The sequence below is a fragment of the Ruegeria sp. CK3 genome, from assembly GCF_056536565.1.
The window spans coordinates 221,230-246,636 of record NZ_JBQFPV010000009.1 but is presented as its reverse complement, the minus strand read 5'-3'; the positions used below and the strand labels follow the sequence as shown (position 1 = coordinate 246,636).

The window sequence follows — 25,407 nt, the reverse complement described above, 5'->3', positions numbered from 1 at the left end:
GGCGGGTGGTCGAGCGGCTCTGCTCTTGGTGGATGCCCATTTCGGCGGGCGAATTCTTACGGTGGGCGTCGTTGCCTGCCGTTGACCCGATTAAGCCTTTTCGGGCTTGGGCCGTCATCCTTTTTTGGCATTTCAGAGGTACTTTTTCTGCAATGCAGCGTTGATGAATGCTGCACTGCAAAAAAATTAGGCAATCTTAACCGGTCGGCTCGAAAATGCGCCGGTCGAAAAAGACATTCGGGGGTAGAATCAGGCTGCCATGGGTTGAGGCCACAGCGGTCGAGGTGGGTAGCGCGCCCTCCAGTTTCTCCGAGGCGCCCGGTGATTCCACACCCAAACCCTGCAGTTCACGACGATAAAGATCGCTGCGAAAGACCTTGGCGGCCTGACGCTCAGCGGTTGTGACATCCAGCCCGTTTCGCAGCGCCAATTGATGGGCCATCCATTTCGCCTGACTGCGCCAAGGGAAGGTGGCGGCTCCGTCAAAGAACTCGACGAACCCCTCAACATGGCGCTGTTCGCCGCGGGCGGAGATCGTGAACTCTCCCATCAGCGCGCGGTCGATTAGTTCGGGCGAGACGTTGAGGTAGGATTTGCGTGAAAGCATCTCGGACGCGGTTGTACGGCTGTCTTCACTTGATAGCCAACGCCCGGCGCGCCAGACAGCCCGCATCAGGCTGCCGAGCAGATGCGGCTCGGTCTCAGCCCAGTCGTTTCGCACGGCCAGAACCTTTTCCGGTGCGCAGGTCCAGATCGCCTGGCCCGGTAGAAGTAAGGTACCGACATTGTCGTCGACCGCGAATGATCCCCAGGGCTCACCCACGCAAAAGGCGTCGATCTCTCCTCCGGCGAGGGCCTGTGCCATCAATGGCGGCGGTACGGTGCGGATTTCCACCTTTTTCGATGCCAGCGGGGTTCCCGCCACCCAGTAGCGCAACAGTTCGACATGCATCGAGAAAGGGAAGGGGACGCCAAAGACGAGAACGTCTCCGGCGGCTTTTGCCAATGCTGCGCCGGCTTTGGCGGCATCGGCGAAATCAAAACCATATCCCTGATGTGCTAGCCGCCCGGCCAATTGCGTGCCAATTCCAATCACGGTTCCATTCATCGACAGCACCGACACGGCCGAAAGCGGCGTTGCGATGCCGCCCAGTCCCAAGGCCATGGCAACCGGCACCGGAGACAGCAGATGCGCGGCATCGACATGTCCAAAGGCCAGCATGTCGCGCAGGGACGACCAGGATGGGGCAGGGCGCAGATCCAGCGAAACGCCCTCGGCATGGTCGAACCCCATTTCGCGCGCGACAATTAATGGGGCGGCATCGACCAGCGGCATGTAGGCCACGGGAAGGGTGACGGTCCTCATGACAGCAACCCCGAGGCCGTAACTAACGCCTCGGCGACCTCGGCCACCCTGCGGTTCTGGTTCATCGCGGTTTTGCGCAACAGAGCATAGGCCTCATCCTCGGGCACGCCTTTTGCCTTCATCAGCAATCCCTTGGCGCGGTCAATCACTTTCCGTTCTTCCAAAGCGCGGCGGGTTTCAGCCAGTTCCGTCCGCATCTGCCGCAGCACCTGAAACCGGGCGATGGCCGTGTCGATCACTGGCTTGATCCGCTCGGCCTGAAGGCCGTCGACCACATATGCCGAGACACCTGCCTCAACCGCGGCTTTTGCCAACCCTCCGGCTGCGCCGGACACAAACATGGCAACGGGACGTTCCAAAGGGCCGGACGCGACCGTCAATTCCTCGAGCATGTCACGCGAGGGGTTGTCGATATCAATCAGGACGATATCGGGGCTGTGGGTGGCAATCTTACGCGCTAATCCAGATGCATTGCCGATCACGAACACATCGACATCGCCGGACTCCTTCAGCGCATCCACGATGGCAAAGGCCCGGTCTTGGTTTTGTTCTACGACAACGACTGTCAGGTTCTGGCTCATACGGAGTCAGTTGGGCGCGCCGCATGGGGTTGGCAACAGATCGATTGCTGCGCTTGCAAAGCGACCACAAGTGTAGATCAATTTTTGGGCGAACAACGTCTGAGTGCGTATTCTTCAGGCAATCACGGGGCGCAGCTATTGGGATTGCCTAGGGGTCAAACGCGTTCGTTCGATACAGTCGCCGCATCAGGGTCGGGGTCAGGTACATCGGAATCTGGTAGGCTCCGATAAAGACCATAATCGGGGCGATGACCTCAGGCGGCAAAGCGACAAAGAACAGGGCAATATTGCGATTGCCTGCGATCAAAGAAATAGCCGTCGCTTGTGCTGGTGGGCCGCGCCTGCGCAACAGGCTGAACATCACGGCCTGAGCGCCAAAGTTGATCACGCAGGCAAAAGCGACCCAGAACAGCGCGATGCCGGGGGCCTCCAGGGCTGTTGCGCTGAGCGATGGCATCAGGCCAATGACAAAGACCGCCAGGGTGATCGCGCCCAACCCTTCAAGATTGCTGAGCGTGGACGCGGACGGGTTTCGAAGGACTGTCATGCGCAGGACGATCGCGGCGGAGGCCGCAACGGCGATGGTCAGGAACAAGCGGGCCGAGGCACCGGTGACGGCGCGAATATCCTCCAGCTCTGGCATGAGCCAGAAGACGGGCAGCGCCGTCAGGGGCAAAAGCGCGGTTCCCACCACCACAAGGCGCACTGAGTGTTCTGCCGGGTGTCCCATCATCAGGCACATGTTCGGGCTGCCGGAAATCGAGGGCGCTGCGGCGACGATGAGCAGTGACAGGAAGATCGGCGAACTCATCCAGCCGGCCGTGTATCCAATGGCCAGAAGCGTCAGCGGCACCGCAAGTTGCAGTGCTGCAATCGTGCGGATCACGCTGCGCAGGTCTGACAGCGAGCCAATGAGTGTTTTTGGCTCCATCCTCATGACGGTCACGAACAGCAGCACCATGACGAGCGGCGGCAGCAGCGGGCGCATCGGCTCGGCAAGGCTGGGCAAGAGCAGACCGGCAACCAGCCCCGCGACCAGTACAATGGGGCCGTTGCGAGCCGCCAGATGTAGCGGGTTCAAGCGGCGCTACCCGCCGGGGCTCTGACGCAGGTTCTCGGGCAGCCAAGTGGCCAGCTCAGGGAACCAGATCAGAACAAAAACCATCAGCACCATGATCAGGAACATCGGAATTGCAGCGCGGGCGATATAGCTCATCTCGTGGTTGGTCATGCCCTGCATCACAAACAGGTTGAAGCCGATGGGCGGCGTGATCTGGGCCATCTCGACGACAACGACGATGAAGATACCGAACCAGATCAGATCAATCCCTGCATCGCGGATCATCGGCTCGACCACGGCCATGGTCAGCACGACCGACGAGATGCCGTCCAGAAAACACCCCAGTATGATGTAGAAGACCAGCAGCACCATCAGCAGCTCGAACCGCGTCAGCTCCCACCCGGCGATCAGGTCGGCGAGGCCGCGGGGCAGGCCGGTGAAGCCCATCGACAGCGACAGAAAGGCCGCGCCTGCAAGGATCAGGGCAATCATCGCGCTGGTCCGCGTTGCGCCCATCAGGCTTTCGGTGAAGGTTTTCCAGTTGAGCGACCCTTGACCGGCGGCCAGCAATAGCCCTCCGATCACGCCAAAGGCGGCGGCCTCGGTCGCGGTGGCATAGCCCAGATACATCGAGCCGATCACCACCGTGATCAGCAGGATCACTGGTAGCAGGAAGCGCGAGTTGTGGATTTTCTCGCGGAAGCTCAGCTTGGCTTCGACGTTGGGCTGCCAGTCCTTACCAAGTTTCGAGTAGATCGCAACATAGCCCATGAACATCGCGGCCAGAACGAGGCCGGGCAAGATGCCGGCAAAGAACAGCTTGGTGATGGATTCATTGATGGTGACGCCGTAGACGATCAGCGTCAGCGAGGGCGGGATCATCAGGCCCAATGTGGCGGCTCCGGTTAGGGTGCCGATGATCATACGCTCTGGGTAATTGCGCTTGCGCAGTTCCGGGATCGACATCTTGCCCACGGTGGTCAGTGTGGCAGCGGATGAGCCAGATACCGCAGCGAAGACCGTGCAGCCGACGATATTGGTATGCACCAAGCCCCCGGGCAGAGGGGCCATCCATGGCGAAAGCCCTTTGAACATATCCTCGGATAATCGCGTTCGATACAGGATTTCCCCCATCCAGATGAACATGGGCAGGGCGGTCAGGGTCCAGGACGAGGACGCGGACCAGATCGTGGTGATCATGACGTCGCCGACGGGGCGGGTCGTGAACAGCTCCATCCCGACCCAGGCGACGCCCATCAGGGCAAGACCGACCCAAACGCCAGTGCCGAGCAGGGTGAAGAGGACGAAGATGAACAGGATGATGATCGAAAGGTTTTCCATTCGCTCATTCCCCCTGGCTTTGGTCGGCCAGATCGGGGGTGATGCGGTGATCCCCCTTGAACAGCACGTGGAGCAGATGGTCGGTTAGTGCGATGGCGAGGATCACGGCGCCGATCAGCATGGCGGATTGAGGAATCCACAGGGCGGTTCTGTCCTGCCCCTGACTGACATCGTTGAACTTCCAGCTCCAATAGACAAAGCGGTAGGCGTACCAGCAGAAATACCACATCACCGCTGTGCCGATGGCGAAACACCAGATTTCCAGAACACGCCTGAACCCGTCTGGAACAGCATTCAACAGAATGGACACACGGATATGACTGCCTCGGTTCAGCGCATTGGCAAAGGCCAGAAAGGACGCGGCCGCCATGGCGTAGCCGGCATAGTCGGGCGCGCCGGGAAAGACCTCTCCGGTCCAGCGGGCCAGCATCTGCACCACGATCAGCAGCAAAATGGCGATCAGGCTCAGCGCGGCCAGAACGCCTGCGGCCTGATAAATGAAATCCAGAACGGACCGAAGCCCACGCATAACCGCCATACTGTCCCCGCTTGGTTTGTTTTTTTGAGATGTTGCGGGCGGCAGAAGGACCTGCCGCCCGATTTGGCGTTATTGCTGCGCGGCGTTGAACGCATCGACGATGGCTTTGCCCTCGTCGCCTGCAGCCTCAAGCCATTCGTTGGTCATGGTGACGCCGATTTCTTTCAGCTCACCCACCATCTGATCCGACGCTGGGCCGACGGTCATGCCGCCATCGCGCAGGCCTTGCAGCGTGAAGCCGGTATATTCCTTGGCGCGCCAGTTGCCGGCATATTCCGCCAGTTCCGCGCAGGCTTTGATGACGTTCTTGTTGGCGTCAGACACACCCGACCAGACGTCCGAATTGACCATCACGTAGTTGCGCGGAAGCCAGGCGTCGACTTCGTAGAAATAGTTCAGGCTTTCCCAGACCTTACGGTCATAGCCGGTCGACCCGGAGGACACCATCGAATCCGCCACACCCGTTGCGAAGGCCTGGCTGATCTCGGCGGCCTCAATCGTCACCGGCAGCATGCCCGTCAGCTCGGCCAGACGCGAGGTGGCGTTGTTGTAGGAGCGGAACTTGATGCCCTTCATGTCGGCGACCGAGGTCACCTCATTCTTGAAGTACAGCCCCTGCGGCGGCCAAGGCACGGCGTAAAGCAGCGTTAGGTTTTGCTCGGCCAGCAGGCTCTCGATCGAGGGCTTGGCCGCTTCCCACAGCTTGGCGCTGTCATCGAAGGACGTGGCAAGGAAAGGGATCGAGTCGAAGCCGAACAGCGCGTTTTCATTCTGGTGGCCGGACAACAGGCGCTCGCCAATCGGGGCCTGCCCGGTCTGGATCGCGCGCTTGATATCGGCACCTTTGAACAGAGATCCCGACGGGTGGGTCACGATCTCGATCTCGCCGCCGGTTCCGGTTGTTACACATTTGGCGAATTCAGCCCCTGTAGCCGAATGGAAATTCGAGGCCGAATAGGCCATCGGCATGTCCCATTTCTCGGCCATGGCGGAGGCGGCCGCGGCGGCGGTCAATGCGGTTGCAGCGAGAAGGCTGGTGAGTTTCTTCATGATAGTCTCCCTATTGTTATGCGTTGGACTGGCTTCTTGAGCCGAATTATTCATGTTGCGAACCGTGCTGGCGCATAGACGCTGGTATCTGTGTTTGGCGTGCGTCCTGCGATCATTTGGGCCAGCAAACGGCCGGTTTTGGGGCCGCCGGTCAGGCCGATATGGTGGTGGCCGAAGCCCATATAGGCCCCGGAAATACCGGGAACCTCACCGATGATCGGGATCGAATCCGCAGGGGCCGGTCGGTGCCCCATCCATTCAATTTCCTCCTTCCATGTCACGCCGGGCAGGGCTGCTCGGGCGTTCTTGCGCAGCAATTCAAACGGCGCGCGTGAGGGCGGAGCGTCCAGCCCGCCAAATTCGACAATACCCGCCAACCGTATGCGCCCATCCATCGGTGTGGCAACAAATTTACCGGAGGCCACCATGACCGGGCTGCGGGGCATGGCCGATGGCGCGACCAGTTCAAGATGGTAGCCACGCTCGCTTTCCAGCGGGACCGAGATGCCCAGCCGTTTGGCCAGAGGCCCGGACCAGACGCCCGCGCTGACGATGGCCGTGTCGCAGGCGATGGTCTCGCCGCCCGCGCGCACGCCGGTGACTTTGCCTGCTTCACGGATAACATCCTCAACCTCGGCGCGCAGAATGCGCCCGCCATTGGCCTCGACATGGGCGGCAAGGTCTTTCACATAGCGTCCCGGATCGGTGATGTGGCCGTGATCCGCCAACCGGGTCGCAAATGAGATGTCGCGGCTGAAGACCGGGTCATAGTCCTGCAACGCCTGCCCTTCGAGCTCATCCCAGTGAAAACCATGTTTGCGCCGGATGCCCCACCCAAAGGCGTCCCCTTCGAAATGAGCCCGATCGCGATAAAGGAAAAGATAGTCCGACGGGACCAGCCATTTCTCCGCCCCGGTCCCTTCGGCCAGGGCTTTGTGGTCGTTCAAACTGTCGCCAATGATCGGGGTCAGGGCGGCGGCGATCCGGTCTACCTCGTGGGCCTTTGCGTGGCTCAGGTAGCGGGTCAGCCAAGGCACAAGCTTGGGGAGGTAACCCCATTTCATGAACAGCGGCTCAGATGGGCTGAACAGCATGCGGGGGGCTTTGCGCAGCAGGCCTGGCACTGTCACCGGAACGATCGAGCAGGAGGCAAGCACCCCGCCATTGCCATGAGACGTCCCCTCGGCAGGTCCTGCTTTGTCAATCAGGATTACATCATGTCCATCCCGCTGCAGCCAGACAGCCGCCGAAACGCCGACAATCCCGGCACCGATGATGGCAATGGTCTTCTTGTCGCTCATGCTGCCCCCGATTTCGCAACCGCATAGTGGTTGAGCTTGGCCAGATCCGGTCTCCCGCCCAGTCCAGGGGCGTCTGGCACGATGACCTGGCCATCCCGGACATGGAAAGGGGTTTCGAGGATATCTTCTGTCAGAAAATAGCTGGCCTGATAGAACTCACAGCCCAATGTGATCTCGGGCGTTGCGGCGATCATGTGGGTTCCGGCGAGATGGGCCAGGCCTGCTTCGAACATGTCGCCGCCATAGGCGCTCAGCCCATGGGTGGCGGCGATGCGGGCGACCGTCTGGCCCCGCGTCAGACCACCGGATTTCATAATCTTGACCGAGACGCCGTCGCAAATCCCCTCGCGCGCGGCGCGCTCCATGTCCTCGGGGCCAAAGACGCTTTCATCTGCCAACAGAGGGACGTCGATCATCTGCTTCAACTGCGCCATCATGCCAAAGTGATGCGCCCGTACCGGTTGTTCGATGAAGTCGGGTTGAAACTGGGCCACGTCGCGCACCTGCGTCGGGGCGTCCTCGATGCTCAGCCCCTGATTATAGTCCACGCGGATGGCCATTTCGGGGTGGTTCTGGGCCAGATACTCAAGTCGCATGATGTCGAAGGCATGATCCTTGAACCCTGTCTTGAGTTTCACGATCCGAACGCCATCATCGCGCAACCGTGCCAACAGATCGATATCCTGCGCGAAGTCAGGATTGGCGATGGAGCAGCTCAGCGGGATCGCGTCACGGCACTTGCCGCCCAATAAGGCCCAAACCGGAAGTGAGGAGATGCGGCCAGTCAGGTCCAGCAGTGCGGCCTCCAACGCGGCCTTGGCCTCGGTGCAATGGGCGACCACATGGGCGGCCTGGGCCATGATCGCGGATCGGTCGGACAGGCGCGCGCCTAAAACCAGCGGGCGCAGATAGCGGTCCATCGCGGCAAACGTGGCCTCGGGCGTGCCGGTAAACACCGACCAGGGTGAGGCCTCACCAAACCCTTGCCTGCCGTCCTCGGTGGTCAGTCTGAGGATGACGACCTCGCACGCGCCTTCGACCGAGCCGATGCCGTGATCCCGACGCGATGTCACCGGCAGCGCAAGATGCCATAGATCATAGCCCGTAATTTTCTGTTGTAGATCAGACATCCCACCTCCGGTCAGGACGCAGCCTGCCTTGACCGGAATATCATTTCAAATACTATATCTTGCTTATACTATCAGAAAAGATGATGTTCCGATGTCCCTCAGATTTCGTCAGTTACAGGCTTTTCACGCGATCATGGAGACAGGTACGGTCACCGGCGCCGCGTCAGTGCTTGGGATTTCACAGCCGGGCATTAGCAATCTTCTGTCTCAGCTAGAGCGCGAGGCGCGTTTGCGCTTGTTCGAACGCACCAAGGGACGCTTGCTGCCCACGCCCGAGGCCGAGCTTCTCTATCGTGAGGTCGACACCGTGGTGCGCGGGTTGGATCACGTGGCGCAGGCCGTAACGGATTTGCAGAACAAACACCCCGGTCAGTTGCAAGTCGCCGCCCCGCATATGCTGTCATTCGGCTTCATGCCCCGCGAGATTGCGCGATTCTCGCAATCCCGTCCCAATCTGTCGGTCAGCTTTCAATCGCAATATTCGTCGAAGATTCAGGAATGGGTGACGTCGGGCCTGTTTGAGATCGGCATTGTCGAGATGCCCATTCTGCACGATACCCTAAATGCAAAGGTTTTTCGGTTTGAAACGCTGGCGACGTTTCCCGAAAACAGCCCTCTGGCCGCGCATGAGGTCTTGACCCCTGAACTGCTTGAAAAGGAGCCGTTCATCGTGATGGGGCCGGAGCATCAGACCCATCGTAGGACCCGCGAGGTGTTCCAAAAGGCCGGGTGCGATTGGCGGACCAAGATCCACACGCATTTGTCGGAAAACCTGCTCAGCTTCGTCAAGGAGGGCATGGGTGTAGCCCTAATCGACCCGTTTACCGTGTCTTTCGATGGCGAGGACGGCTATCAAACCCGGCAGTTTCAGCCGCCCGTGATGCTGGATCTTGCGGTCATCACCGCCAAAGGCCGCCCGCTCTCCGCCATCGGGCAGGCGTTTCTGGCGCAGTTGATGACCTCGATTGAGACCTTTGCCGAGGGCGCTGTACCAGACGAAAGGCAGGCGATCGGATAACGCTGTTGGCAAGTTACATGAGGATGTGAAACTGTCGGGCGGATTCGACGCTCAGAACGCAGGAGGAGGGCAGATGATCGCACAGGGAGGGAAATCCATCTACGGGGCGTCGGTGGGTATCTTGATGCTTGACGCGCGGTTTCCGCGCATTCTGGGCGACATGGGCAACGCAACGACCTGGCCGTTTCCGGTGCTGTATCGGATCGTGCGCGATGCCTCGCCTGACCTTGTTGTACGGCGCGGCGCCGAGGGCATGTTGAGCGCGTTTGTCGATGCAGCCCGTGACCTTGTTCGCGATGGCGCGGACGGCATTACTACGAATTGTGGTTTTCTGTCCTTGTTCCAGCAAGAATTGTCCGAGGCCGTTCCGGTTCCGGTCGTGACCTCGTCGTTGATGCAGGTCGAGATGGTCAATCGCATTCTGCCGGCTGGAAAGCGTGCTGGGGTCCTGACCATCTCGGCCTCGACCCTGACCGAGGATCATTTGCGAAAAGCGCAGGTGCCCGGAGGAACGCCGATCGGGACGACGGAAGGGGGGCAGGAATTCACGCGCGCGATTCTGGGGAATGAGGAGGCTCTGGATGTCGAAAAGGCGCGCGCTGACAATGTCGAGGCGGCTTTGCGGCTACAAAAAGCCCACCCTGAGCTGGGCGCAATCGTTCTGGAATGCACCAATATGTGCCCCTATGCGGCCGATATCCAAAGCGCGACTGGGTTGCCTGTTTTCTCGATTGTCAACTTTGTGACGTGGTTCCAATCCGGTCTTTTGCCGCCAAAGTTCTGAAATCAGGATATTTCGATATTCTGGGAAAACTCAACGATAACAGCGGTTAAGGAGAAAAATTTCTGCCCTCGCGCCAATTACTAAAAATTTAGTTTGACAGATGCGCGGTAAATCGCTGATGTTGGTTGCCATCCGGTTCGCGCCGGAATCCATAGTTTTTGGGAGGAAACAGATGCGGAGACATCTACTTTCCGCAGTGGCGGCCGCTGCCGTCATTGCGGGGCACGGTCCCGTTTGGGCCGACGAAGCCGCAGCACAACGTTGGATCGACGACGAATTCCAGCCATCGACTCTGTCGAAAGACGAGCAGATGGGTGAGATGAAGTGGTTCATCGAAGCTGCACAGCCATATGCCGGCATGGAAATCAACGTTCTGTCAGAAGGCATTCCAACGCACTCGTATGAATCTGAGGTGCTGACCAAGGCGTTCGAAGAGATTACCGGGATCAAGGTCAACCACCAGATCCTCGGCGAGGGCGAAGTGGTTCAGGCGGTTCAGACCCAGCTGCAGACGGGTCGGAATCTCTATGACGGTTACGTGAATGACAGCGACCTGATCGGGACGCACTCTCGCCTGCAACTGGCCTATCCGCTGACCGACATGATGGCAGGCGACTGGGCGGCGACAACCTCGCCGACGCTGGATCTGGATGACTTCATGGGCATTCAGTTCACCACCGGTCCGGATGGCAAGTTGTATCAGCTGCCCGACCAGCAGTTCGCGAACCTCTACTGGTTCCGCAAAGACTGGTTTGATGACGAAGCCAACAAGGCTGCGTTCAAGGAAAAGTACGGCTATGACCTTGGCGTTCCGGTCAACTGGTCCGCTTACGAAGACATTGCCGAGTTTTTCACCAACGACGTGAAAGAGATCGACGGCGTGACAATCTACGGTCACATGGACTACGGCAAACGCGCGCCTGACCTGGGCTGGCGTATGACCGACGCGTGGCTTTCGATGGCCGGTGCCGGTGACGTAGGTGAGCCGAACGGTATACCCGTTGACGAATGGGGCATCCGCATGGAAGCGGGCACCTGTAACCCTGTCGGGGCCTCCGTCTCTCGCGGTGGTGCGGCTAACGGTCCGGCTGCGGTCTATGCGATCCGCAAATGGGATGAGTGGCTGCGGGCCTACGCGCCTCCGGGTGCGGCGTCCTATGACTTCTATCAGTCGCTGCCAGCGCTTAGCCAAGGCAACGTGGCCCAGCAGATCTTCTGGTACACCGCTTTTACCGCTGACATGGTGAAGCCGAAGTCCGAAGGCAACAACACCGTGGACGACGAAGGCACGCCGCTGTGGCGGATGGCGCCCAGCCCGCACGGCCCCTATTGGGAAGAAGGCCAGAAGGTCGGCTACCAAGACGTGGGTTCCTGGACGTTCCTTAAATCGACCCCCGAGGATCGTGCTCAGGCGGCCTGGCTCTATGCTCAGTTCGTGACGTCGAAGACTGTTGACGTGAAGAAGTCCCATGTGGGTCTGACCTTCATCCGAGACAGTTCTGTCAACCACGAGTCGTTCACCGAACGCGCACCCAAGCTGGGTGGTCTGGTCGAGTTCTACCGCTCGCCTGACCGTGTGGCTTGGTCGCCAACCGGCATCAACGTGCCGGATTATCCAAAGCTGGCCCAAATCTGGTGGCAGCAGATCGGTGACGTGAACTCGGGCGCCTTCACCCCGCAAGAGGCGATGGATCGTCTGGCCGAGGAAATGGACATCACCATGGCCCGTATGCAGGCCGCGGATGAAAGCGCCGGCGTCTACGGCGGCTGTGGTCCACGTCTGAACGAGCCGCAGGATCCTGCCTTCTGGCTGGAAAAAGAAGGCTCACCCAAGGCCAAGCTTGAGAACGAAAAGCCGCAAGGCCAGACAGTCAACTATGACGAACTGGTTCAGCGCTGGCAGTCTCAGTAAGCGATTGAAACCGGGGATGCCGATTGCGGCATCCCCATGCCAAGACCAAGACAGCGCATCGCGCTGCGGGATCGGAATTCACGGACATGATCGAACTTAAAGACGCGACCAAACGGGTCGGGAACGTCATCCATATCAAACCCACATCCCTGACGCTGCAGACCGGCCATTTCAATGTGCTGCTGGGTGCGACGGGATCGGGCAAGACCTCTCTGATCAAGATGATGGCCGGGTTGGACCCGATCGCCTCGGGCAAGGTCTTCATGGATGGGCAGGATGTGACAAAGCTGAACACGCAGAAGCGGCAGATCAGCCTGGTCCACCAGTTCTTCGTGAACTACCCGCATATGACCGTTTTCGACAACATCGCATCGCCTCTGCGCGTAGCTGGTATGGCGAAATCCGAAATCGAAGGCCGCGTGGAAGAGGCTGCCGATCTGCTTCAACTGCGCCCGATGCTGCATCGCCGCCCTCACGAGCTGTCTGGTGGTCAGCAACAACGCACCGCCTTGGCGCGTGCGATTGCGAAAGAAAGCCGCGCCGTATTCCTGGATGAACCGCTGGCAAACCTCGACTACAAGCTGCGCGAAGAACTGCGTGAGCAATTGCCTGATTTGTTTGCCGGACGCGGAGCGGTAGTGGTCTACGCAACCTCGGAACCCGAAGAGGCGCTGTTGCTGGGTGGTCATACCGCATTGATGGAAGATGGGTATGTGACGCAGTTCGGCCCGACGGCTGATATTTACCGCAATCCCGAAAATCTGGCCGCCGCACGCGTATTCTCGGACCCCCCGATCAATGTGGCGCGCATCACCGTTTCCGGCGCACAGGCTCAGCTTGCCGGAGGCGGCGGCTGGGCGGTTCAGGACATGGCCGATGGCGAATATATGGTCGCCGTGCGTCCGCACCGCGTTACACCGATCCGGACATCTGAGGCTGACGTTGAACTGACAGGCCGAGTGATCGTGACCGAACTGTCGGGATCGGACTCCAGCGCGCATTTCCGGCATGGCTCGGACGACTGGGTGTCTTTAGCGGCAGGGGTTCATCCCTATCAGGTCGGCGAGGATCACAGTTTCTATATGAACCCGGCGCATTGCCGGTATTTCGGCCAAGACGGCCAAAGGGTGGCCTGACATGGCACAGATCAAGCTTTCTAACCTGCGACACAGCTATATGCCCGCGCCGAAAGGCCCCGAGGACTATGCGCTGAAAGAAGTCGATGTCACGTGGCGCGACGGCGGGGCCTATGCGTTGCTGGGGCCCTCGGGTTGCGGCAAGTCCACTCTGCTTAATATTATCTCAGGCCTACTGACACCGTCTGAGGGGCAGATTCTGTTTGACGGTCAGGACGTTACAGCCCTGCCACCCGATCAGCGCAACATTGCGCAGGTCTTCCAGTTTCCGGTGATCTACGACACGATGACAGTTGGTGAAAACCTGGCCTTTCCGCTGAAGAACCGCGGCGTCGACCCCGCCAAGATCAAGCGGCGCGTTGATGAGATCGCCGAGATGCTGGACGTCACGGACATGCTGAACACCCGCGCCAGTGGCCTCAGCCCGGACAACAAGCAGAAAATCTCGATGGGGCGCGGACTGGTGCGAGACGATGTGAACGCGGTGATGTTCGACGAGCCGCTGACCGTGATCGACCCGCATCTGAAATGGAAGCTGCGCTCGAAGCTGAAAGAGCTGCACCAGAAAGTGCAGGCAACCATGATCTACGTGACCCACGACCAGACCGAGGCGCTGACCTTCGCAGATGAGGTCGTCGTGATGCAAGACGGTGAGGTTGTGCAGATCGGCACTCCGGTGGAGTTGTTCGAGCGCCCTCAACACACTTTTGTTGGCCACTTCATCGGCTCCCCCGGCATGAATGTTCTGCCCTGCGACGCCAAAGGCGACCGGGCTGTGTTTGAGGGCCATGAAGTGATGCTGGAAGGCCCAACCCATGGCGACGGAGGCCGCACCGATCTGGGTATCCGCCCGGAATATGTGGGCTTCGGCGATACCGGCATTCCGGCGCATGTCACCAAAGTGTCGGATATCGGCCGCCACTATGTAGTCAGCGCGATGGTCGGCAATACGGCTCTCAAGGCCGTGACCGAACACTCTGTTCCTGAACCGGGTTCGCAAGTGTTCCTGCAATTTAAACCAGAACAATCCCGCGTTTACCGCGACGGCTGGATCGCAACCGAGGAGCGCAGCTGATGAGAACAGAAAACCAAAAAGCCTGGTTCTTTGTCCTGCCGGTGCTGGCACTTGTCGCGTTCAACGCGCTGGTGCCGATGATGACGGTGGTCAACTACTCGGTGCAGGAAACCTTCGGCAACAACCAGTTCTTCTGGGAAGGGCTGGGCTGGTTCGAACAAATCTTGCGCTCGGATCGCTTTCAGGCCGCGCTGGGACGGCAGTTCCTGTTCACCTTCCTGATCCTTCTGATCGAGGTGCCTTTGGGCATCATCGTCGCGCTGTCTATGCCGCGCAAAGGGTTCTGGGTGCCGGTCTGTCTAGTCCTGATGGCCCTGCCGATGCTGATCCCGTGGAACGTGGTCGGCTCGATGTGGAACATCTTCACGCTGCCTAAGATCGGACTGCTGGGCTACTTCCTGAATGACGTTCTGGGCATCAACTATGACATGACGCAACAGCCTCTGTCGGCTTGGATCACGGTCGTTGTCATGGATGTCTGGCACTGGACCTCGCTTGTTGTACTGCTGTGCTATGCGGGCCTAGTGTCGATCCCGGATGCCTATTATCAGGCCGCCAAGATCGATGGCGCCAGCCCTTGGTCGGTATTCCGCTATATCCAACTGCCCAAGATGAAAACCGTCCTGACCATCGCCGTTCTGCTGCGCTTCATGGACAGTTTCAACATCTATACCGAGCCCTTCGTTCTGACCGGCGGTGGCCCCGGCAACTCAACCACCCTGTTGTCGATCGACCTTGTGAAGATCGCGCTGGGACAGTTCGACCTCGGCCCTGCAGCCGCGATGAGCCTGATCTACTTCGCCATCACGCTGCTGGTCAGCTGGGTTTTCTACACTCTGATGACAAAGGATGACGCGCAATGAAGAAGCGGTCTCTTATCCCGATCCTCTATATCGCGTTCCTGATGCTGCCGATCTATTGGCTGGTGGCGATGTCCTTCAAAACCACGAACGAGATCCTGTCGGGCTTTTCCCTGTTTCCCCAGACCTTCACGCTGGAAAACTACACCACCATCCTCACTGATCCGACATGGTACTGGGGTTATATCAACTCGATCATCTATGTGACGATCAATACGGTCCTGTCGGTCTGTGTGGCCTTGCCTGCGGCTTATGCGTTCTCGCGCTATCGGTTTCTGGGTGATAAGCAGCTGTTCTTCTGGCTGCTGACCAACCGTATGGCTCCGGCTGCGGTGTTCGCGCTGCCGTTCTTCCAACTCTATTCCTCGATCGGGCTCTTTGACACTCACCTGGCCGTGGCCTTGGCGCATACGCTGTTCAACGTGCCGCTGGCGGTATGGATTTTGGAAGGGTTCATGCGGGGTATCCCGAAAGAGCTGGATGAAACCGCCTATGTCGACGGCTATTCCTTCCCGCGATTCTTCGTAACGATCTTCCTGCCCAACATCAAAGCGGGCGTGGGTGTGGCGGCGTTCTTCTGCTTCATGTTCTCGTGGGTCGAGATGCTGTTGGCCAAGACGCTCACCGCGGTTGAAGCCAAACCCATCGCTGCCGTGATGACCCGCACCGCCTCGAGCGCAGGTTATGAGTTGGGTTTGCTGGCAGCCGCCGGAACCCTGACCATCATCCCCGGTGCCATCGTCATCTGGTTTGTCCGCAACTACATCGCGCGTGGTTTCGCGATGGGACGTGTATGAGGTTCGATATGCGCAAACTTCTTATCATCCTTCCCTTCCTGCCCTCTGTGGCATTTGCCCAGCAGGCGGGTTGGGGCAGCGTCGGCCAACAAGAGGAAAAAGGCTTTTCGTGGACCGATCCGCTTTGGCCGGATTTCTGGATGGCATGGACGCCGGCCACGCTTGCTTTGTTCGTCGGCATCTTTTCAGCCATCGCACTGATTGGCGTGCTGGAAGGGTTCAAATTCCGCGATGGTATCGAACGAAAAGGCGTGCTGGGCCTGACCACAACGCTGGGCGACCGCTTGTTCATCACGCTGCTTGGCTCGGCCTATATCTTTCTGGCCTGGCTCGGGTTCGTGGGCCAACCGGTCTGGACACCGCTGTTTCTGTCCATCGGCTGGGGTTTCTTCGTCTTCTGGAAAGTTTAGGCTTTGACAAAACGCGAAAGGATGCTTGTCTGACAGGCACACCAATCATGACGACACCAAGAGCAATGCGAAAGAAAAAGACGACAAATCTGCTGACCGAGGTTGAACTGGAGTTCATGAACGAGCTTTGGGCCCTAGGGGAAGGCTCGGTGCGTGATGTATTGGACCGCCTGCCACCGGAACGGAATCTGGCCTATACTTCGGGTGCAACGATCCTGCGTATTCTCGACGAAAAAGGTTTTGTCGAAAGCCGCAAGGACGGAAAAACCCTGATCTACAGCCCGCTTCTGGACAAGGATCGGTACCAGGCCCGCTCGCTTCAGAATCTTTCGCGGACGTTGTTTGACAACACACCAGCCTCGCTGGTGGCGCGCTTGGTCGATGATGCGGGTCTGAGCGAGGCGGATCTTGAGGATATTCGGGCATTGGTAGAAAGGAGACTGCAAAATGACAGCGGTTAAGCCGGTTCTCGATGCCTATCTCGAACTGAATTTTGTTCTGATCCTATCGGTTGCGTTGTGGTTCGCAGCTCGATTTGTTCTGTCTCGAACCTCGATGCGACTGTCCTTTTCCGATCAGTTTCGCCTGCTCAGGGCGCTGGTGCTTTGCCTTATGCTCAGCCCTGTGCTGGCCTTTGGGGTGGCGCATCTGTTCGAACTTCTCTGGCCCGGTCAGCCGATGGCCATCGGCGACGTGGCTGTTGCGGCCTATCTGAGGGGTGAGATCGCGCTGCCTGCAACCCAGTTTGAAACACTTTTGAACACGCGCCAGCGCTGGGTCGAAGCTGCCTTGGATGGTAGCTCAGTCTGGGCGATCGCCGCACTTGCGATTTTGGCATTGGTTTCGACCATGCTGGTCATCCGCGTGATCTGGGCTGCGCTGCAAATTCGTCAGACGGTCCTGGACAGTTTCCTATGGAAACGCTCGGCCAAGGTGGATGTCCGTCTGTCGGATCACATCAAAGTTCCCTTTGCCGTGCGGGGCCTGCACCGTCGCCACGTAATCCTGCCCAGCAACCTTCTTAACGATCGCCACGAATTGCGGTTCGCAATCGCGCATGAGTTCCAGCATGTGCGCAGCGGTGACGTCGAATGGGAGCTGGTGCTGGAGTTTCTGCGCCCGCTGTTTTTCTGGAATCCGGCCTATCACATCCTGCGATATCAGTTTGAGCGGCTGCGCGAACTTGGTTGTGATCAGGCCATTGTTGCCAGACGCAGACTGGATACGGTGGACTATGCCAAATGCCTGCTGGACTATTGCGCCCGCACTGTCACCCGCGAGCGTCCGCAGGTTCTGAATGTTGCGCTGGTCAATGGGAACAAGGCGAAGCGGGTGCTGCGACAGCGCGTGATCGCATTGGCAGACGGACCCAAAGGGGGGCATCCGCTGCATGCGATGGTTCTGTCTTTCAGCCTGATCTTTGCGATTGTGTTGGCTTGGGGCTCGGCCAGTTTGCGCGAGACCGACGGGTGGAGCCAAGACCGGCTTATGCTTTCGACTGTGGTCAACCTTGAGCGGTTGGAACGTCGCAACAGCGGTAACTGACAAGCGTCGTCTCGGTCAGACCGAGACGCCTTGAAGGACTTGTTCCCGTGACACATCCTGTTTGCGGCCTTCGAGCAGGATTTCTCCCCGACGCAGGACGACAAACCGGTCGGCGAGGTCGTAGGCAAAGTCGAAATACTGCTCGACCAGAAGGATCGCCATCTGGCCCTGATCGCGCAGGTGGCGGATCACTTCGCCAATCTGCTGGATGATGTTGGGCTGAATGCCCTCGGTAGGTTCATCCAGCAGCAAGAGCCGGGGTTTTGTGATCAGCGCCCGGGCAATCGCCAGCTGTTGTTGCTGGCCACCGGACAAATCTCCACCGCGCCGATGCTGCATCTGGGCCAGAACCGGGAACAGATCAAAGATCTCATCCGGCATGAAATGTTCAGCTGCAGGAAGGCAGGCGAACCCGGTTTCGAGGTTCTCGCGCACGGTCAGAAGCGGAAAAATCTCACGCCCTTGCGGGACATAGGCGACACCTTTCCAGGCCATCTGATGCGCAGGCAGCGGGCCAAGGGTTTCACCATCCAGAGTCAGCGACCCGCCAGAGCGGGGATGGGTGCCCGAGATCGCCTTTATCAGGCTGGTCTTGCCGACACCATTGGTGCCCATCACACAGGTCACCTCACCCCTCTCGGCCTCCATCGAGATACCGTTGAGGATTTGTGAATGGCCGTAGTGCAGGGTCAGATCGTTCAGTTTCAGCATCGCTCAGCGCCCCAAATAGACGTCGATGACGTCCTGATTTGATGTCACATGGTCCAGAGACCCCTCGGCCAGAACCGATCCTTCATGCAGGACGGTGACCTTGCAGTTCAGGCGGCGGACGAATTCCATATCATGTTCGACGACCACAACGGCGCGGGTCTTGGCGGCTTGAACCAGCAGATCAGTTGTGTGTTCGCGCTCCTGAGGGGTCATCCCGGCGGCAGGCTCGTCAACCAGCAACAGACGCGGTTCCTGCGCCAGCAGCATCCCGATCTCGAGCCATTGTTTCTGCCCGTGGCTCAGCTCACCCGATTTCCGGTCGAGTTCGTCCTTCAGGCCGATCTCATCGGCCAGTTCCTCGACCTTCTCCAGATCGTCCGCTGAGGGCCGATAGAAAAGGACACCCAGCCAACCGCGCTTGTTCTTGAGGGCCATCAGCAGGTTTTCTCTAACGCTTTGGTCCTCGAACACGGTGGGTTTCTGGAATTTCCGGCCAACCCCGGCCTGCGCGATTTTCGCCTCGCTCATCCGCAGTAGTGAAACGGATTTCTCGCCCCAGATCACGCGGCCTTCGTCTGGTCGCGTCTTGCCGGTGACGATATCCATGAAGGTCGTCTTTCCAGCCCCGTTCGGGCCAATCACTGCACGCAATTCGGCCTCGCCGATCTGGAAGGAGAGATTGTTGATGGCGCGGAACCCGTCGAAGGTAACCGAAACGCCGCTAACCTCTAGCAGAGTGCTCATTCCGTTGCCTCCTTTTCCCGGAGGGCGCTGTCGTCGGGCCCAAGCGGCGCGCCATGGCGCTGGGGCGCACGACGGTTGGTCCAGAGATCGAATAGCCCTCCGATACCTTTTGGTGCGAATAGCGTGACCAGCACGAAGGAGACGCCCAGCAGCACCTGCCACCAGTCAACCCATTTGATCGTGTAGAACCCCAGCGGGATATCCGGGGCCTGTCCGCCGGTGAACCATGTGCTGAGCAGGCTGACGAAAGCCGCGCCGATCACCGCACCGTACAGACGACCTCGCCCACCGATAGCGACCCAGACGGCCAGATAGATCGAAGCGATGGGAGCCATTTCCTCGGGGTTGATGATCCCGGCCTGCGGGTAATAGAGCGCGCCCGCGATGGCGGCGATACAGGCGGTCAGGGTGAACACAGCCAGTTTGTAAACTTCGACAGAATAGCCAAGGAACCGCACTCGCGCCTCGTTGTCGCGGATGCCGCGGATGACCGATCCGAACTTGCCCGATATGACCCACGCCGCCAGCATATATCCCAGCCCAAGGGCCAGTGCCGAGGCCCAGAGGAACCAGATCGACACCACGTCCTGCGAGGCGGTCACACCCGGCAGGTTCTGCAAGCCCGATAGGCCATTGTTGCCGCGCAATCCGCTGTCGTTCTGGAACAGGTACAGCGCCAGCGCCAAAGTCATCGCTTGTGTCAGGATCGACAGGTATACCCCCGTCACCCGGCTGCGGAAGGCCAGCCATCCGAAGATCAGCGCCAGAAGTCCGGGCACCAAAACGACCAGAATCAGTTGCAGGGTCAGGCTATGGGAAAAGGCCCAGATCAGCGGGAAATCCGATGATCCGACCACGCCGAATATCTGCGTTCCGATGGCGTCCACGACCTCGGACGGGGTAGGGGGGATTTCGGCCTGTGACAGAGACTCGACCACGATCAGGCGGGTGCGTTCGTACATCAGCCACATGCCGATCATGTAGCCTCCTAGCCCGAAGAAGGCGAAATGGCCCAGCGAGAGAATGCCGGTAAAGCCCCAGACCAAATCCATCGCCACGGCAATCAGGCACAGGCACAGGGTCTTGCCCAGCGTCTTGACGAAGCTGGTTGAGATCACACCGATCCCGAACCCTTCGGACAGGACGGTCACGCCCAGGGTAAACAGAGACAGGATGGCCAGAAAGACCAGTACGGAGGGGTTTTTGGCGACAAAGCTGTGTTCCATGGCTCAATCCCCCGCCGCGCGGCCTTTGAGGGCGATGATGCCCCTTGGCCGGAACTGGATGAAAATGATGATGAAGATGATCATGTAGGTCTGCGCGGCGAGGGTGTTCGAGGGATTCATCCACTCGATCCCCTTTTGCAGGAAGCCGATCATGCCTGCACCGGCCAGCGCGCCCCAGATATTGCCGACGCCGCCGACAACCACGGTCATGAAGCTCTGTACGATATAGTCGCTGCCCAGATCGGACGTGACCTTGGCGAACAGCCCAATCGCAACCCCGGCGATCCCGGCAATGCCGGAACCGAGCCCAAAGGTCAGCATATTCACCCGCCCCGGATTGATCCCCATTGACGCCGCCATGCGTGGGTTCTGCGTCACCGCGCGCATCTCAAGCCCCAACCGGGTGCGTTTCATGATGTAAAGGAACAGTCCTAGAAAGATCATCGCCAGCACGAAGATCGCGATGCGGATATAGCTGATCGATACCACATCGTTCAGCACCCACGCCCCGTCCAACCAGCCGGGCGCGGTTAGCGGTCGGGCCTGCGTGCCAAAGATGTTCTTGGCCAGCTGTTGCAGCGCAATCGAGATGCCGAACGTTGCCAGCAGTGTTTCCAACGGTCGTGAATAGAGCCAGCGGATCACCAGCCGCTCCATCGCGACGCCCATGGCGAAGGTGACCGCGAAGGCCATCGGGATGGCGACGATGATTGAGAGCGTATGGTCGGGGATGAACCGCTGCACGACGTAGCCGGTGTAGGCGCCCATCATGATGAACTCACCGTGGGCCATGTTGATCACACCCATCACGCCAAAGGTGATAGCCAGACCGATGGCAGCGAGGAAATAGATCGACGCCAATGAGATTGCGTCCAGTGTCAGGTCGAGGGTCTGGTTCAAACCGACCTTCAGCTCGATCTGTTCCAGCGCCTTTTCGGCTGCGGTTGTGATTTCGGGTGAGGGTTCGGCATAGGTCTCAAAGAAGACATGCGTTTCCAACGCAGAATCGATGTCGGCCTCGGTGATCAAAGCAGGCACGAGGCCGGCTTCAGCTAAAACAGCGTAAGCCTGAGCACGCGTGGTGTCAGAGTTCAGCTGCGCGACAGGAATGCCCCCCACGCGGCCTCCGTCGATATTGGCGGCCAGTGCGGCGCGTATGTCGTCGGGCGATGTGCGCGGTGCGGCAAGTTCATTGGCAACCAACAGATCATATGCCTCGCCCCTCGTCAGGGCTTCTGATCCGGGATCTAGAATGGCGGCGATATTCGCATCAGAGGGCAGATCTGTGCCCGTATGTCGATTCGTCACGACCAAAGGGTTCAGAGCCGCGCGGACGTCCACCCCCAGATCGTCGGACATGTCTTCAATCGCAGCCACACGTGCTGCGGTATCTTCGTCGTAGCCGATGGTCAGCAACCGCTCGAGACGTTGCTTCTGCGCTTTCAGATCGGCATCGGGCTCGTCCTCAATCGAGGCGCGCAGCGGCACCAGCAGAGCGCCTTCGGGATCGCGTTGAATAGAAGTCAAAGCTGCCAGACGTTTTGCCCGGTCCGGGTCGGTCAGTTGGAACTGGACCAAAGCTGTTCCAATCATCGCGCGGATGCCGCTATTGGGTTTCAACTGCTTCAGGTCGGATTTCTCGAACGTTCCAACGACCTCTCCGGTGTCGAAATCGGTCAGCTCATACGAGCGGCCCTCGGCCTTTTTACCTGCAAAGAACAGGCCGTCCGACTTGCGCATCCACACGTCTTTGGCGGCCCATGTCTCAAGCATCACCTGCGCTTGCGGTAGACCGCTGCTGGCAATCGCATCAATCGCCGGTTTGATCGTCTTGCGCGAGCTTTTGGTGATGATTTCCTGATGCTCTTGCAGGATCGGTTGCAAACCGCTCTCTTGCGCATTGGCCGTTAGGCAGGCGCATAGGATTGCGAGACCCGCAAGGAATAGTCGTAACATGTGGTGAAACCCGAGGTGTCTTTAGGGCAAGGCGGGCGATGATACCCGCCTTGCGAGAAGGTTAGTAGTTCGACAGGGTCTGAACGCAGGTTTTGGTCTCGGTGTTGTACATACCGCAACCCAGGTCTTTCCAATCCGAGATCAGAACCGCCGATTCTGGCAGGAAGTCGGTCCATGCATCACCTGGAACGACGTCTGTTTCGCTGATGATATCGAACTGGCCATCTTCCTGAATCTCACCGATCAGAACCGGCTTGGCCAGGTGGTGGTTCGGCAGCATTACGGCAGTGCCACCTGTCAGATTCGGGAATTCCTGCCCGTACATGGCCGAGCGGACAGCGTCGACCTCGGTCGAGCCCGCCTCGGTCGCGGCGTTCACCCACATGTTGAAGCCGATGTAATGCGCCTCCATCGGGTCGTTGGTCACGCGGTCTTCACCCATGGTGGCTTTCCACGTCTCAACGAATTCGGCGTTCACGTCGGTATCTGCCGACTGGAAGTAGTTCCACGCGGCCAGGTGGCCGACCAGGTTGGTGGTATCCAGACCCGAGAGTTCTTCCTCACCGACTGAGAAGGCTACGACCGGGATGTCATCCGCCGAAACGCCCGCGGCCGCCAGCTCCTTGTAGAAGCCAATGTTTGCATCGCCATTGATGGTCGAGATCACGCCGACCTTCTTACCATCCGCACCCAGCGCAACAACGTCCGCCACGATCTTGGACCAGTCAGAGTGACCAAAGGGGGTGTAGTTGACGAAGATATCCTCGTCCGCGATGCCTTTACCCTTCAGATAGCTTTCCAGAATATTGTTGGTGGTCCTGGGGTAGACATAGTCTGTGCCGAGCAGAGCGAATTTCTCAACACCCAGCTCATCTAGGAAGTAGTCAGTCGCAGGGATCGCCTGCTGGTTCGGGGCGGCACCGGTGTAAAAGACGTTTTTCGAGGATTCTTCGCCTTCATACTGAACCGGGTAGAACAGCAGGCCGTTCAACTCTTCGATCACCGGCAGAACCGATTTCCGGCTAACCGAGGTCCAATTGCCAAAGATCACGTCCACTTCATGCACGGTCAGCAGCTCGCGCGCTTTTTCAGCAAATAGCGGCCAGTCCGAGGCCGGGTCGACAACAACCGCCTCAAGCTGTTTGCCCAGCAGGCCGCCCTTGGCGTTTTGCTGATCGATCAGCATCAGCATCGTGTCTTTCAGCGTCGTTTCGGAGATTGCCATCGTGCCGGACAGCGAATGCAGCACGCCAACCTTGATCGTGTCTTCAGCCGACAATGCGGCGGTGGCCATGGCAGCAAATACCATTGATCCGGCGAGCGTGGATTTGAGCGATTTCATGTAATCCTCCTGGGCGGGGCCGGGAGAGAGGGCTTGCACAAAGGCGCACTCTTCTTCTACCTGATCCCCGCAACTGTTGTTGCGTTATCGTGTGGCGGTTGTGTTCGAGGTCCAATTCGCGCAGCCGTCACACACCCTTCGAGATGTTTCCCCCGACGAGCACCCATACGGTTTCTGCATCGCGGCAATCTTGGCAACCTGTCGGTCAGGTAAATGCAAGAATCAGCCGCATCTGATTAATTTTTAATCCATTGCCCGACTGTGTGCCAAAAATTTGGTCACCTGCATCGGTTTTGTGTTTGATTGCGACACCCAAGAATGGTTTTCCGCCATCCCAGACACGAAACACAGGGCATGAACTGACGCCTCGGGGGTGCCCAATTACGCAACTTGCCCAAATAACGCCCATCACGGACAAAACCCCTCCCCGTGCCAAGGGGGCCGTGTCGATCAGCACCAAACCGTTAGGTAAGCGGTCGGTTCTGGACGTATTTCGCCAATCCGGTTCCTTTAAGTGCCTGTTCCCACGCGCTGAATTGCACGCGTTGGATGCGGTTCTATTGAACACTGCTGGCGGCGTCACCGGTGGGGATGCGTTTCGGTTCACCGGAACAGCGGGCGAAGGTACCACTCTGACGATGACGACGCAGGCGTGTGAGCGCGCTTACAAGGCGCAGCCCGGCCCCTATGGTCAGGTCGTCAATCACCTGACCGTCGGATTCGGCGCACGCATGAACTGGCTTCCGCAAGAGACAATCCTGTTCAACGGCAGTGCGCTGGATCGTCGACTACTGATCGAAATGGAGCCGGACGCGACGCTGCTGATGGTTGAGCCTTTGGTTTTTGGGCGCGCGGCGATGGGCGAAACCCTGACGGATATCCGTCTGCGGGACCGGATCGAAATTCGGCGTGGTGGAGCCCCTATGTTCTTGGATACAATGCGATTTGACGGCGACCTGCACGCCCATCTCGCGAAACCTCATATCGCAGACGGGGCGGGTGCAATGGCGCTGGTCGTCTTTGCCTGCAGCTCGGCCGAGGGTCAGTTGGACACGGTGCGCCAGATGCTGCCCGACACGGCGGGTGCCACGCTGATCCATGGCGATCTGCTGGTGATCCGGATGCTGGCCGAAAACAGCTTTGCCCTGCGCCGTGCACTGATGCCAATTCTGCGGCAGCTCAACAAAAACACTCTTCCCCGATGCTGGATGATCTGAGATGAACTTGACCCCACGCGAAAAAGACAAACTGATGGTCGCCATGGCCGCTGAAGTTGCCCGCAAGCGCCTTGCCCGAGGCGTTAGGCTGAACCACCCCGAGGCCATCGCTCTGATCACCGACGCTGTGGTCGAAGGTGCGCGCGACGGTCGCTCGGTAGCCGACATGATGCAGGCCGGAGCCGAAGTGATCACTCGGGATCAATGCATGGAGGGCGTGCCCGAGATGATCCACGAGGTTCAGGTCGAAGCCACCTTTCCCGACGGCACCAAGCTTGTGACCGTCCACAACCCCATTCGCTAACAA

Annotated in this window: 25 protein-coding genes; 12 read left to right on the top strand and 13 right to left on the bottom strand. The window is 59.0% G+C overall.

The genetic code is table 11. The features are described 5' to 3' along the window. Nucleotides 1-196 precede the first annotated feature (196 nt). The 8 genes from ACR0C3_RS15515 to ACR0C3_RS15480 all read right to left on the bottom strand — a co-directional run bounded on the left by ACR0C3_RS15515 (nucleotide 197) and on the right by ACR0C3_RS15480 (nucleotide 8,367). Nucleotides 197-1,366, bottom strand: coding sequence for an ABC transporter substrate-binding protein (locus ACR0C3_RS15515; RefSeq protein WP_480759288.1), 1,170 nt, complete (start codon nucleotides 1,364-1,366; stop codon nucleotides 197-199). After that, nucleotides 1,363-1,947, bottom strand: coding sequence for an ANTAR domain-containing response regulator (locus ACR0C3_RS15510; protein WP_170467312.1), 585 nt, complete (start codon nucleotides 1,945-1,947; stop codon nucleotides 1,363-1,365). The genes ACR0C3_RS15515 and ACR0C3_RS15510 overlap by 4 nt, the downstream gene beginning before the upstream one ends. Nucleotides 1,948-2,095: 148 nt before the next feature. After that, nucleotides 2,096-3,028, bottom strand: a complete 933-nt coding sequence (locus ACR0C3_RS15505) for a hypothetical protein (RefSeq protein ID WP_480759287.1) — start codon at nucleotides 3,026-3,028, stop codon at nucleotides 2,096-2,098. Between the two features lie 6 nt (nucleotides 3,029-3,034). Beyond that, nucleotides 3,035-4,348: a TRAP transporter large permease gene (locus ACR0C3_RS15500; RefSeq protein ID WP_170461618.1), complete on the bottom strand. Its 1,314-nt coding sequence runs from the start codon at nucleotides 4,346-4,348 to the stop codon at nucleotides 3,035-3,037. A gap of 4 nt (nucleotides 4,349-4,352) precedes the next feature. Continuing rightward, nucleotides 4,353-4,877: a TRAP transporter small permease gene (locus ACR0C3_RS15495; protein ID WP_419738744.1), complete on the bottom strand. Its 525-nt coding sequence runs from the start codon at nucleotides 4,875-4,877 to the stop codon at nucleotides 4,353-4,355. Between the two features lie 78 nt (nucleotides 4,878-4,955). Next, the gene (locus ACR0C3_RS15490; RefSeq protein ID WP_480759286.1) at nucleotides 4,956-5,936 is read right to left on the bottom strand and encodes a TRAP transporter substrate-binding protein; all 981 of its coding nucleotides are present in this window, start codon (nucleotides 5,934-5,936) and stop codon (nucleotides 4,956-4,958) included. Nucleotides 5,937-5,986: 50 nt separating this feature from the next. After that, nucleotides 5,987-7,237: an NAD(P)/FAD-dependent oxidoreductase gene (locus ACR0C3_RS15485; RefSeq protein WP_480759284.1), complete on the bottom strand. Its 1,251-nt coding sequence runs from the start codon at nucleotides 7,235-7,237 to the stop codon at nucleotides 5,987-5,989. Next, a complete protein-coding gene (locus tag ACR0C3_RS15480; protein ID WP_480759283.1) occupies nucleotides 7,234-8,367 on the bottom strand; it encodes an enolase C-terminal domain-like protein in 1,134 nt (377 codons plus the stop codon). Before ACR0C3_RS15480 ends, ACR0C3_RS15485 begins: the two co-directional genes overlap by 4 nt. A 91-nt stretch (nucleotides 8,368-8,458) precedes the next feature. Here ACR0C3_RS15480 and ACR0C3_RS15475 point away from each other — a divergent pair, with 91 nt between their 5' ends. The 10 genes from ACR0C3_RS15475 to ACR0C3_RS15430 all read left to right on the top strand — a co-directional run bounded on the left by ACR0C3_RS15475 (nucleotide 8,459) and on the right by ACR0C3_RS15430 (nucleotide 17,904). Further along, the gene (locus ACR0C3_RS15475) at nucleotides 8,459-9,385 is read left to right on the top strand and encodes a LysR family transcriptional regulator (RefSeq protein WP_480759282.1); all 927 of its coding nucleotides are present in this window, start codon (nucleotides 8,459-8,461) and stop codon (nucleotides 9,383-9,385) included. A 73-nt stretch (nucleotides 9,386-9,458) separates the two neighbouring features. After that, the gene (locus tag ACR0C3_RS15470; protein WP_480759280.1) at nucleotides 9,459-10,169 is read left to right on the top strand and encodes an aspartate/glutamate racemase family protein; all 711 of its coding nucleotides are present in this window, start codon (nucleotides 9,459-9,461) and stop codon (nucleotides 10,167-10,169) included. 172 nt (nucleotides 10,170-10,341) lie between these two features. After that, nucleotides 10,342-12,081 (top strand): ABC transporter substrate-binding protein, encoded by a 1,740-nt coding sequence (locus tag ACR0C3_RS15465; protein ID WP_170378557.1) that lies wholly within the window; start codon nucleotides 10,342-10,344, stop codon nucleotides 12,079-12,081. An 86-nt stretch (nucleotides 12,082-12,167) separates the two neighbouring features. Beyond that, nucleotides 12,168-13,217: an ABC transporter ATP-binding protein gene (locus ACR0C3_RS15460; RefSeq protein ID WP_170378555.1), complete on the top strand. Its 1,050-nt coding sequence runs from the start codon at nucleotides 12,168-12,170 to the stop codon at nucleotides 13,215-13,217. A gap of 1 nt (nucleotide 13,218) precedes the next feature. Beyond that, complete coding sequence (locus ACR0C3_RS15455) at nucleotides 13,219-14,292, top strand: ABC transporter ATP-binding protein (RefSeq protein ID WP_170461601.1); 1,074 nt, start codon at nucleotides 13,219-13,221, stop codon at nucleotides 14,290-14,292. Beyond that, nucleotides 14,292-15,155 carry a carbohydrate ABC transporter permease gene (locus tag ACR0C3_RS15450; protein WP_085807799.1) on the top strand — a complete coding sequence of 288 codons (864 nt, stop codon included), beginning with the start codon at nucleotides 14,292-14,294 and terminating at the stop codon, nucleotides 15,153-15,155. The genes ACR0C3_RS15455 and ACR0C3_RS15450 overlap by 1 nt, the downstream gene beginning before the upstream one ends. Then, nucleotides 15,152-15,949 carry a carbohydrate ABC transporter permease gene (locus tag ACR0C3_RS15445; RefSeq protein WP_170378551.1) on the top strand — a complete coding sequence of 266 codons (798 nt, stop codon included), beginning with the start codon at nucleotides 15,152-15,154 and terminating at the stop codon, nucleotides 15,947-15,949. The genes ACR0C3_RS15450 and ACR0C3_RS15445 overlap by 4 nt, the downstream gene beginning before the upstream one ends. An 8-nt stretch (nucleotides 15,950-15,957) precedes the next feature. Then, a complete protein-coding gene (locus ACR0C3_RS15440) occupies nucleotides 15,958-16,359 on the top strand; it encodes a DUF2160 domain-containing protein (RefSeq protein WP_170479008.1) in 402 nt (133 codons plus the stop codon). A gap of 65 nt (nucleotides 16,360-16,424) precedes the next feature. Further along, nucleotides 16,425-16,820: a BlaI/MecI/CopY family transcriptional regulator gene (locus ACR0C3_RS15435; RefSeq protein ID WP_170378547.1), complete on the top strand. Its 396-nt coding sequence runs from the start codon at nucleotides 16,425-16,427 to the stop codon at nucleotides 16,818-16,820. Beyond that, nucleotides 16,807-17,904: a M56 family metallopeptidase gene (locus ACR0C3_RS15430; protein WP_480759279.1), complete on the top strand. Its 1,098-nt coding sequence runs from the start codon at nucleotides 16,807-16,809 to the stop codon at nucleotides 17,902-17,904. Before ACR0C3_RS15435 ends, ACR0C3_RS15430 begins: the two co-directional genes overlap by 14 nt. Before the next feature lie 15 nt (nucleotides 17,905-17,919). Here ACR0C3_RS15430 and urtE read toward each other — a convergent pair whose 3' ends face one another. The 5 genes from urtE to urtA form a co-directional block, all read right to left on the bottom strand. After that, entirely contained in the window at nucleotides 17,920-18,615 is a 696-nt protein-coding gene (gene urtE / locus ACR0C3_RS15425; protein ID WP_480759277.1) for an urea ABC transporter ATP-binding subunit UrtE, read from the bottom strand. Nucleotides 18,616-18,618: 3 nt separating this feature from the next. Continuing rightward, entirely contained in the window at nucleotides 18,619-19,359 is a 741-nt protein-coding gene (urtD, locus tag ACR0C3_RS15420) for an urea ABC transporter ATP-binding protein UrtD (protein WP_480759276.1), read from the bottom strand. Beyond that, complete coding sequence (urtC, locus tag ACR0C3_RS15415) at nucleotides 19,356-20,585, bottom strand: urea ABC transporter permease subunit UrtC (RefSeq protein WP_480759274.1); 1,230 nt, start codon at nucleotides 20,583-20,585, stop codon at nucleotides 19,356-19,358. The genes urtD and urtC overlap by 4 nt, the downstream gene beginning before the upstream one ends. Before the next feature lie 3 nt (nucleotides 20,586-20,588). Next, nucleotides 20,589-22,541, bottom strand: a complete 1,953-nt coding sequence (gene urtB, locus ACR0C3_RS15410) for an urea ABC transporter permease subunit UrtB (RefSeq protein ID WP_480759273.1) — start codon at nucleotides 22,539-22,541, stop codon at nucleotides 20,589-20,591. Nucleotides 22,542-22,602: 61 nt separating this feature from the next. Further along, nucleotides 22,603-23,883 (bottom strand): urea ABC transporter substrate-binding protein, encoded by a 1,281-nt coding sequence (urtA, locus tag ACR0C3_RS15405; RefSeq protein ID WP_170378535.1) that lies wholly within the window; start codon nucleotides 23,881-23,883, stop codon nucleotides 22,603-22,605. 443 nt (nucleotides 23,884-24,326) lie between these two features. On the opposite strand from urtA, the gene ACR0C3_RS15400 reads away from it, so the two are divergent. Together ACR0C3_RS15400 and ACR0C3_RS15395 are read left to right on the top strand one after the other, a co-directional pair. Next, nucleotides 24,327-25,100 (top strand): urease accessory protein UreD, encoded by a 774-nt coding sequence (locus ACR0C3_RS15400; protein ID WP_480759272.1) that lies wholly within the window; start codon nucleotides 24,327-24,329, stop codon nucleotides 25,098-25,100. A 1-nt stretch (nucleotide 25,101) separates the two neighbouring features. Continuing rightward, nucleotides 25,102-25,404, top strand: a complete 303-nt coding sequence (locus ACR0C3_RS15395; RefSeq protein ID WP_170378531.1) for an urease subunit gamma — start codon at nucleotides 25,102-25,104, stop codon at nucleotides 25,402-25,404. Nucleotides 25,405-25,407 lie beyond the last annotated feature (3 nt).

What these genes read in the sequence shown, in the direction of transcription:
- ACR0C3_RS15515 (WP_480759288.1), bottom strand. Translation starts at nt 1,366, where the DNA reads ATGAGGACCGTCACCCTTCCCGTGGCCTACATGCCGCTGGTCGATGCC.
- ACR0C3_RS15510 (WP_170467312.1), bottom strand. Translation starts at nt 1,947, where the DNA reads ATGAGCCAGAACCTGACAGTCGTTGTCGTAGAACAAAACCAAGACCGG.
- ACR0C3_RS15500 (WP_170461618.1), bottom strand. Translation starts at nt 4,348, where the DNA reads ATGGAAAACCTTTCGATCATCATCCTGTTCATCTTCGTCCTCTTCACC.
- ACR0C3_RS15495 (WP_419738744.1), bottom strand. Translation starts at nt 4,877, where the DNA reads ATGCGTGGGCTTCGGTCCGTTCTGGATTTCATTTATCAGGCCGCAGGC.
- ACR0C3_RS15490 (WP_480759286.1), bottom strand. Translation starts at nt 5,936, where the DNA reads ATGAAGAAACTCACCAGCCTTCTCGCTGCAACCGCATTGACCGCCGCC.
- ACR0C3_RS15485 (WP_480759284.1), bottom strand. Translation starts at nt 7,237, where the DNA reads ATGAGCGACAAGAAGACCATTGCCATCATCGGTGCCGGGATTGTCGGC.
- ACR0C3_RS15480 (WP_480759283.1), bottom strand. Translation starts at nt 8,367, where the DNA reads ATGTCTGATCTACAACAGAAAATTACGGGCTATGATCTATGGCATCTT.
- ACR0C3_RS15475 (WP_480759282.1), top strand. Translation starts at nt 8,459, where the DNA reads ATGTCCCTCAGATTTCGTCAGTTACAGGCTTTTCACGCGATCATGGAG.
- ACR0C3_RS15470 (WP_480759280.1), top strand. Translation starts at nt 9,459, where the DNA reads ATGATCGCACAGGGAGGGAAATCCATCTACGGGGCGTCGGTGGGTATC.
- ACR0C3_RS15465 (WP_170378557.1), top strand. Translation starts at nt 10,342, where the DNA reads ATGCGGAGACATCTACTTTCCGCAGTGGCGGCCGCTGCCGTCATTGCG.
- ACR0C3_RS15460 (WP_170378555.1), top strand. Translation starts at nt 12,168, where the DNA reads ATGATCGAACTTAAAGACGCGACCAAACGGGTCGGGAACGTCATCCAT.
- ACR0C3_RS15455 (WP_170461601.1), top strand. Translation starts at nt 13,219, where the DNA reads ATGGCACAGATCAAGCTTTCTAACCTGCGACACAGCTATATGCCCGCG.
- ACR0C3_RS15450 (WP_085807799.1), top strand. Translation starts at nt 14,292, where the DNA reads ATGAGAACAGAAAACCAAAAAGCCTGGTTCTTTGTCCTGCCGGTGCTG.
- ACR0C3_RS15445 (WP_170378551.1), top strand. Translation starts at nt 15,152, where the DNA reads ATGAAGAAGCGGTCTCTTATCCCGATCCTCTATATCGCGTTCCTGATG.
- ACR0C3_RS15440 (WP_170479008.1), top strand. Translation starts at nt 15,958, where the DNA reads ATGCGCAAACTTCTTATCATCCTTCCCTTCCTGCCCTCTGTGGCATTT.
- ACR0C3_RS15435 (WP_170378547.1), top strand. Translation starts at nt 16,425, where the DNA reads ATGCGAAAGAAAAAGACGACAAATCTGCTGACCGAGGTTGAACTGGAG.
- ACR0C3_RS15430 (WP_480759279.1), top strand. Translation starts at nt 16,807, where the DNA reads ATGACAGCGGTTAAGCCGGTTCTCGATGCCTATCTCGAACTGAATTTT.
- urtE (WP_480759277.1), bottom strand. Translation starts at nt 18,615, where the DNA reads ATGCTGAAACTGAACGATCTGACCCTGCACTACGGCCATTCACAAATC.
- urtD (WP_480759276.1), bottom strand. Translation starts at nt 19,359, where the DNA reads ATGAGCACTCTGCTAGAGGTTAGCGGCGTTTCGGTTACCTTCGACGGG.
- urtC (WP_480759274.1), bottom strand. Translation starts at nt 20,585, where the DNA reads ATGGAACACAGCTTTGTCGCCAAAAACCCCTCCGTACTGGTCTTTCTG.
- urtB (WP_480759273.1), bottom strand. Translation starts at nt 22,541, where the DNA reads ATGTTACGACTATTCCTTGCGGGTCTCGCAATCCTATGCGCCTGCCTA.
- urtA (WP_170378535.1), bottom strand. Translation starts at nt 23,883, where the DNA reads ATGAAATCGCTCAAATCCACGCTCGCCGGATCAATGGTATTTGCTGCC.
- ACR0C3_RS15395 (WP_170378531.1), top strand. Translation starts at nt 25,102, where the DNA reads ATGAACTTGACCCCACGCGAAAAAGACAAACTGATGGTCGCCATGGCC.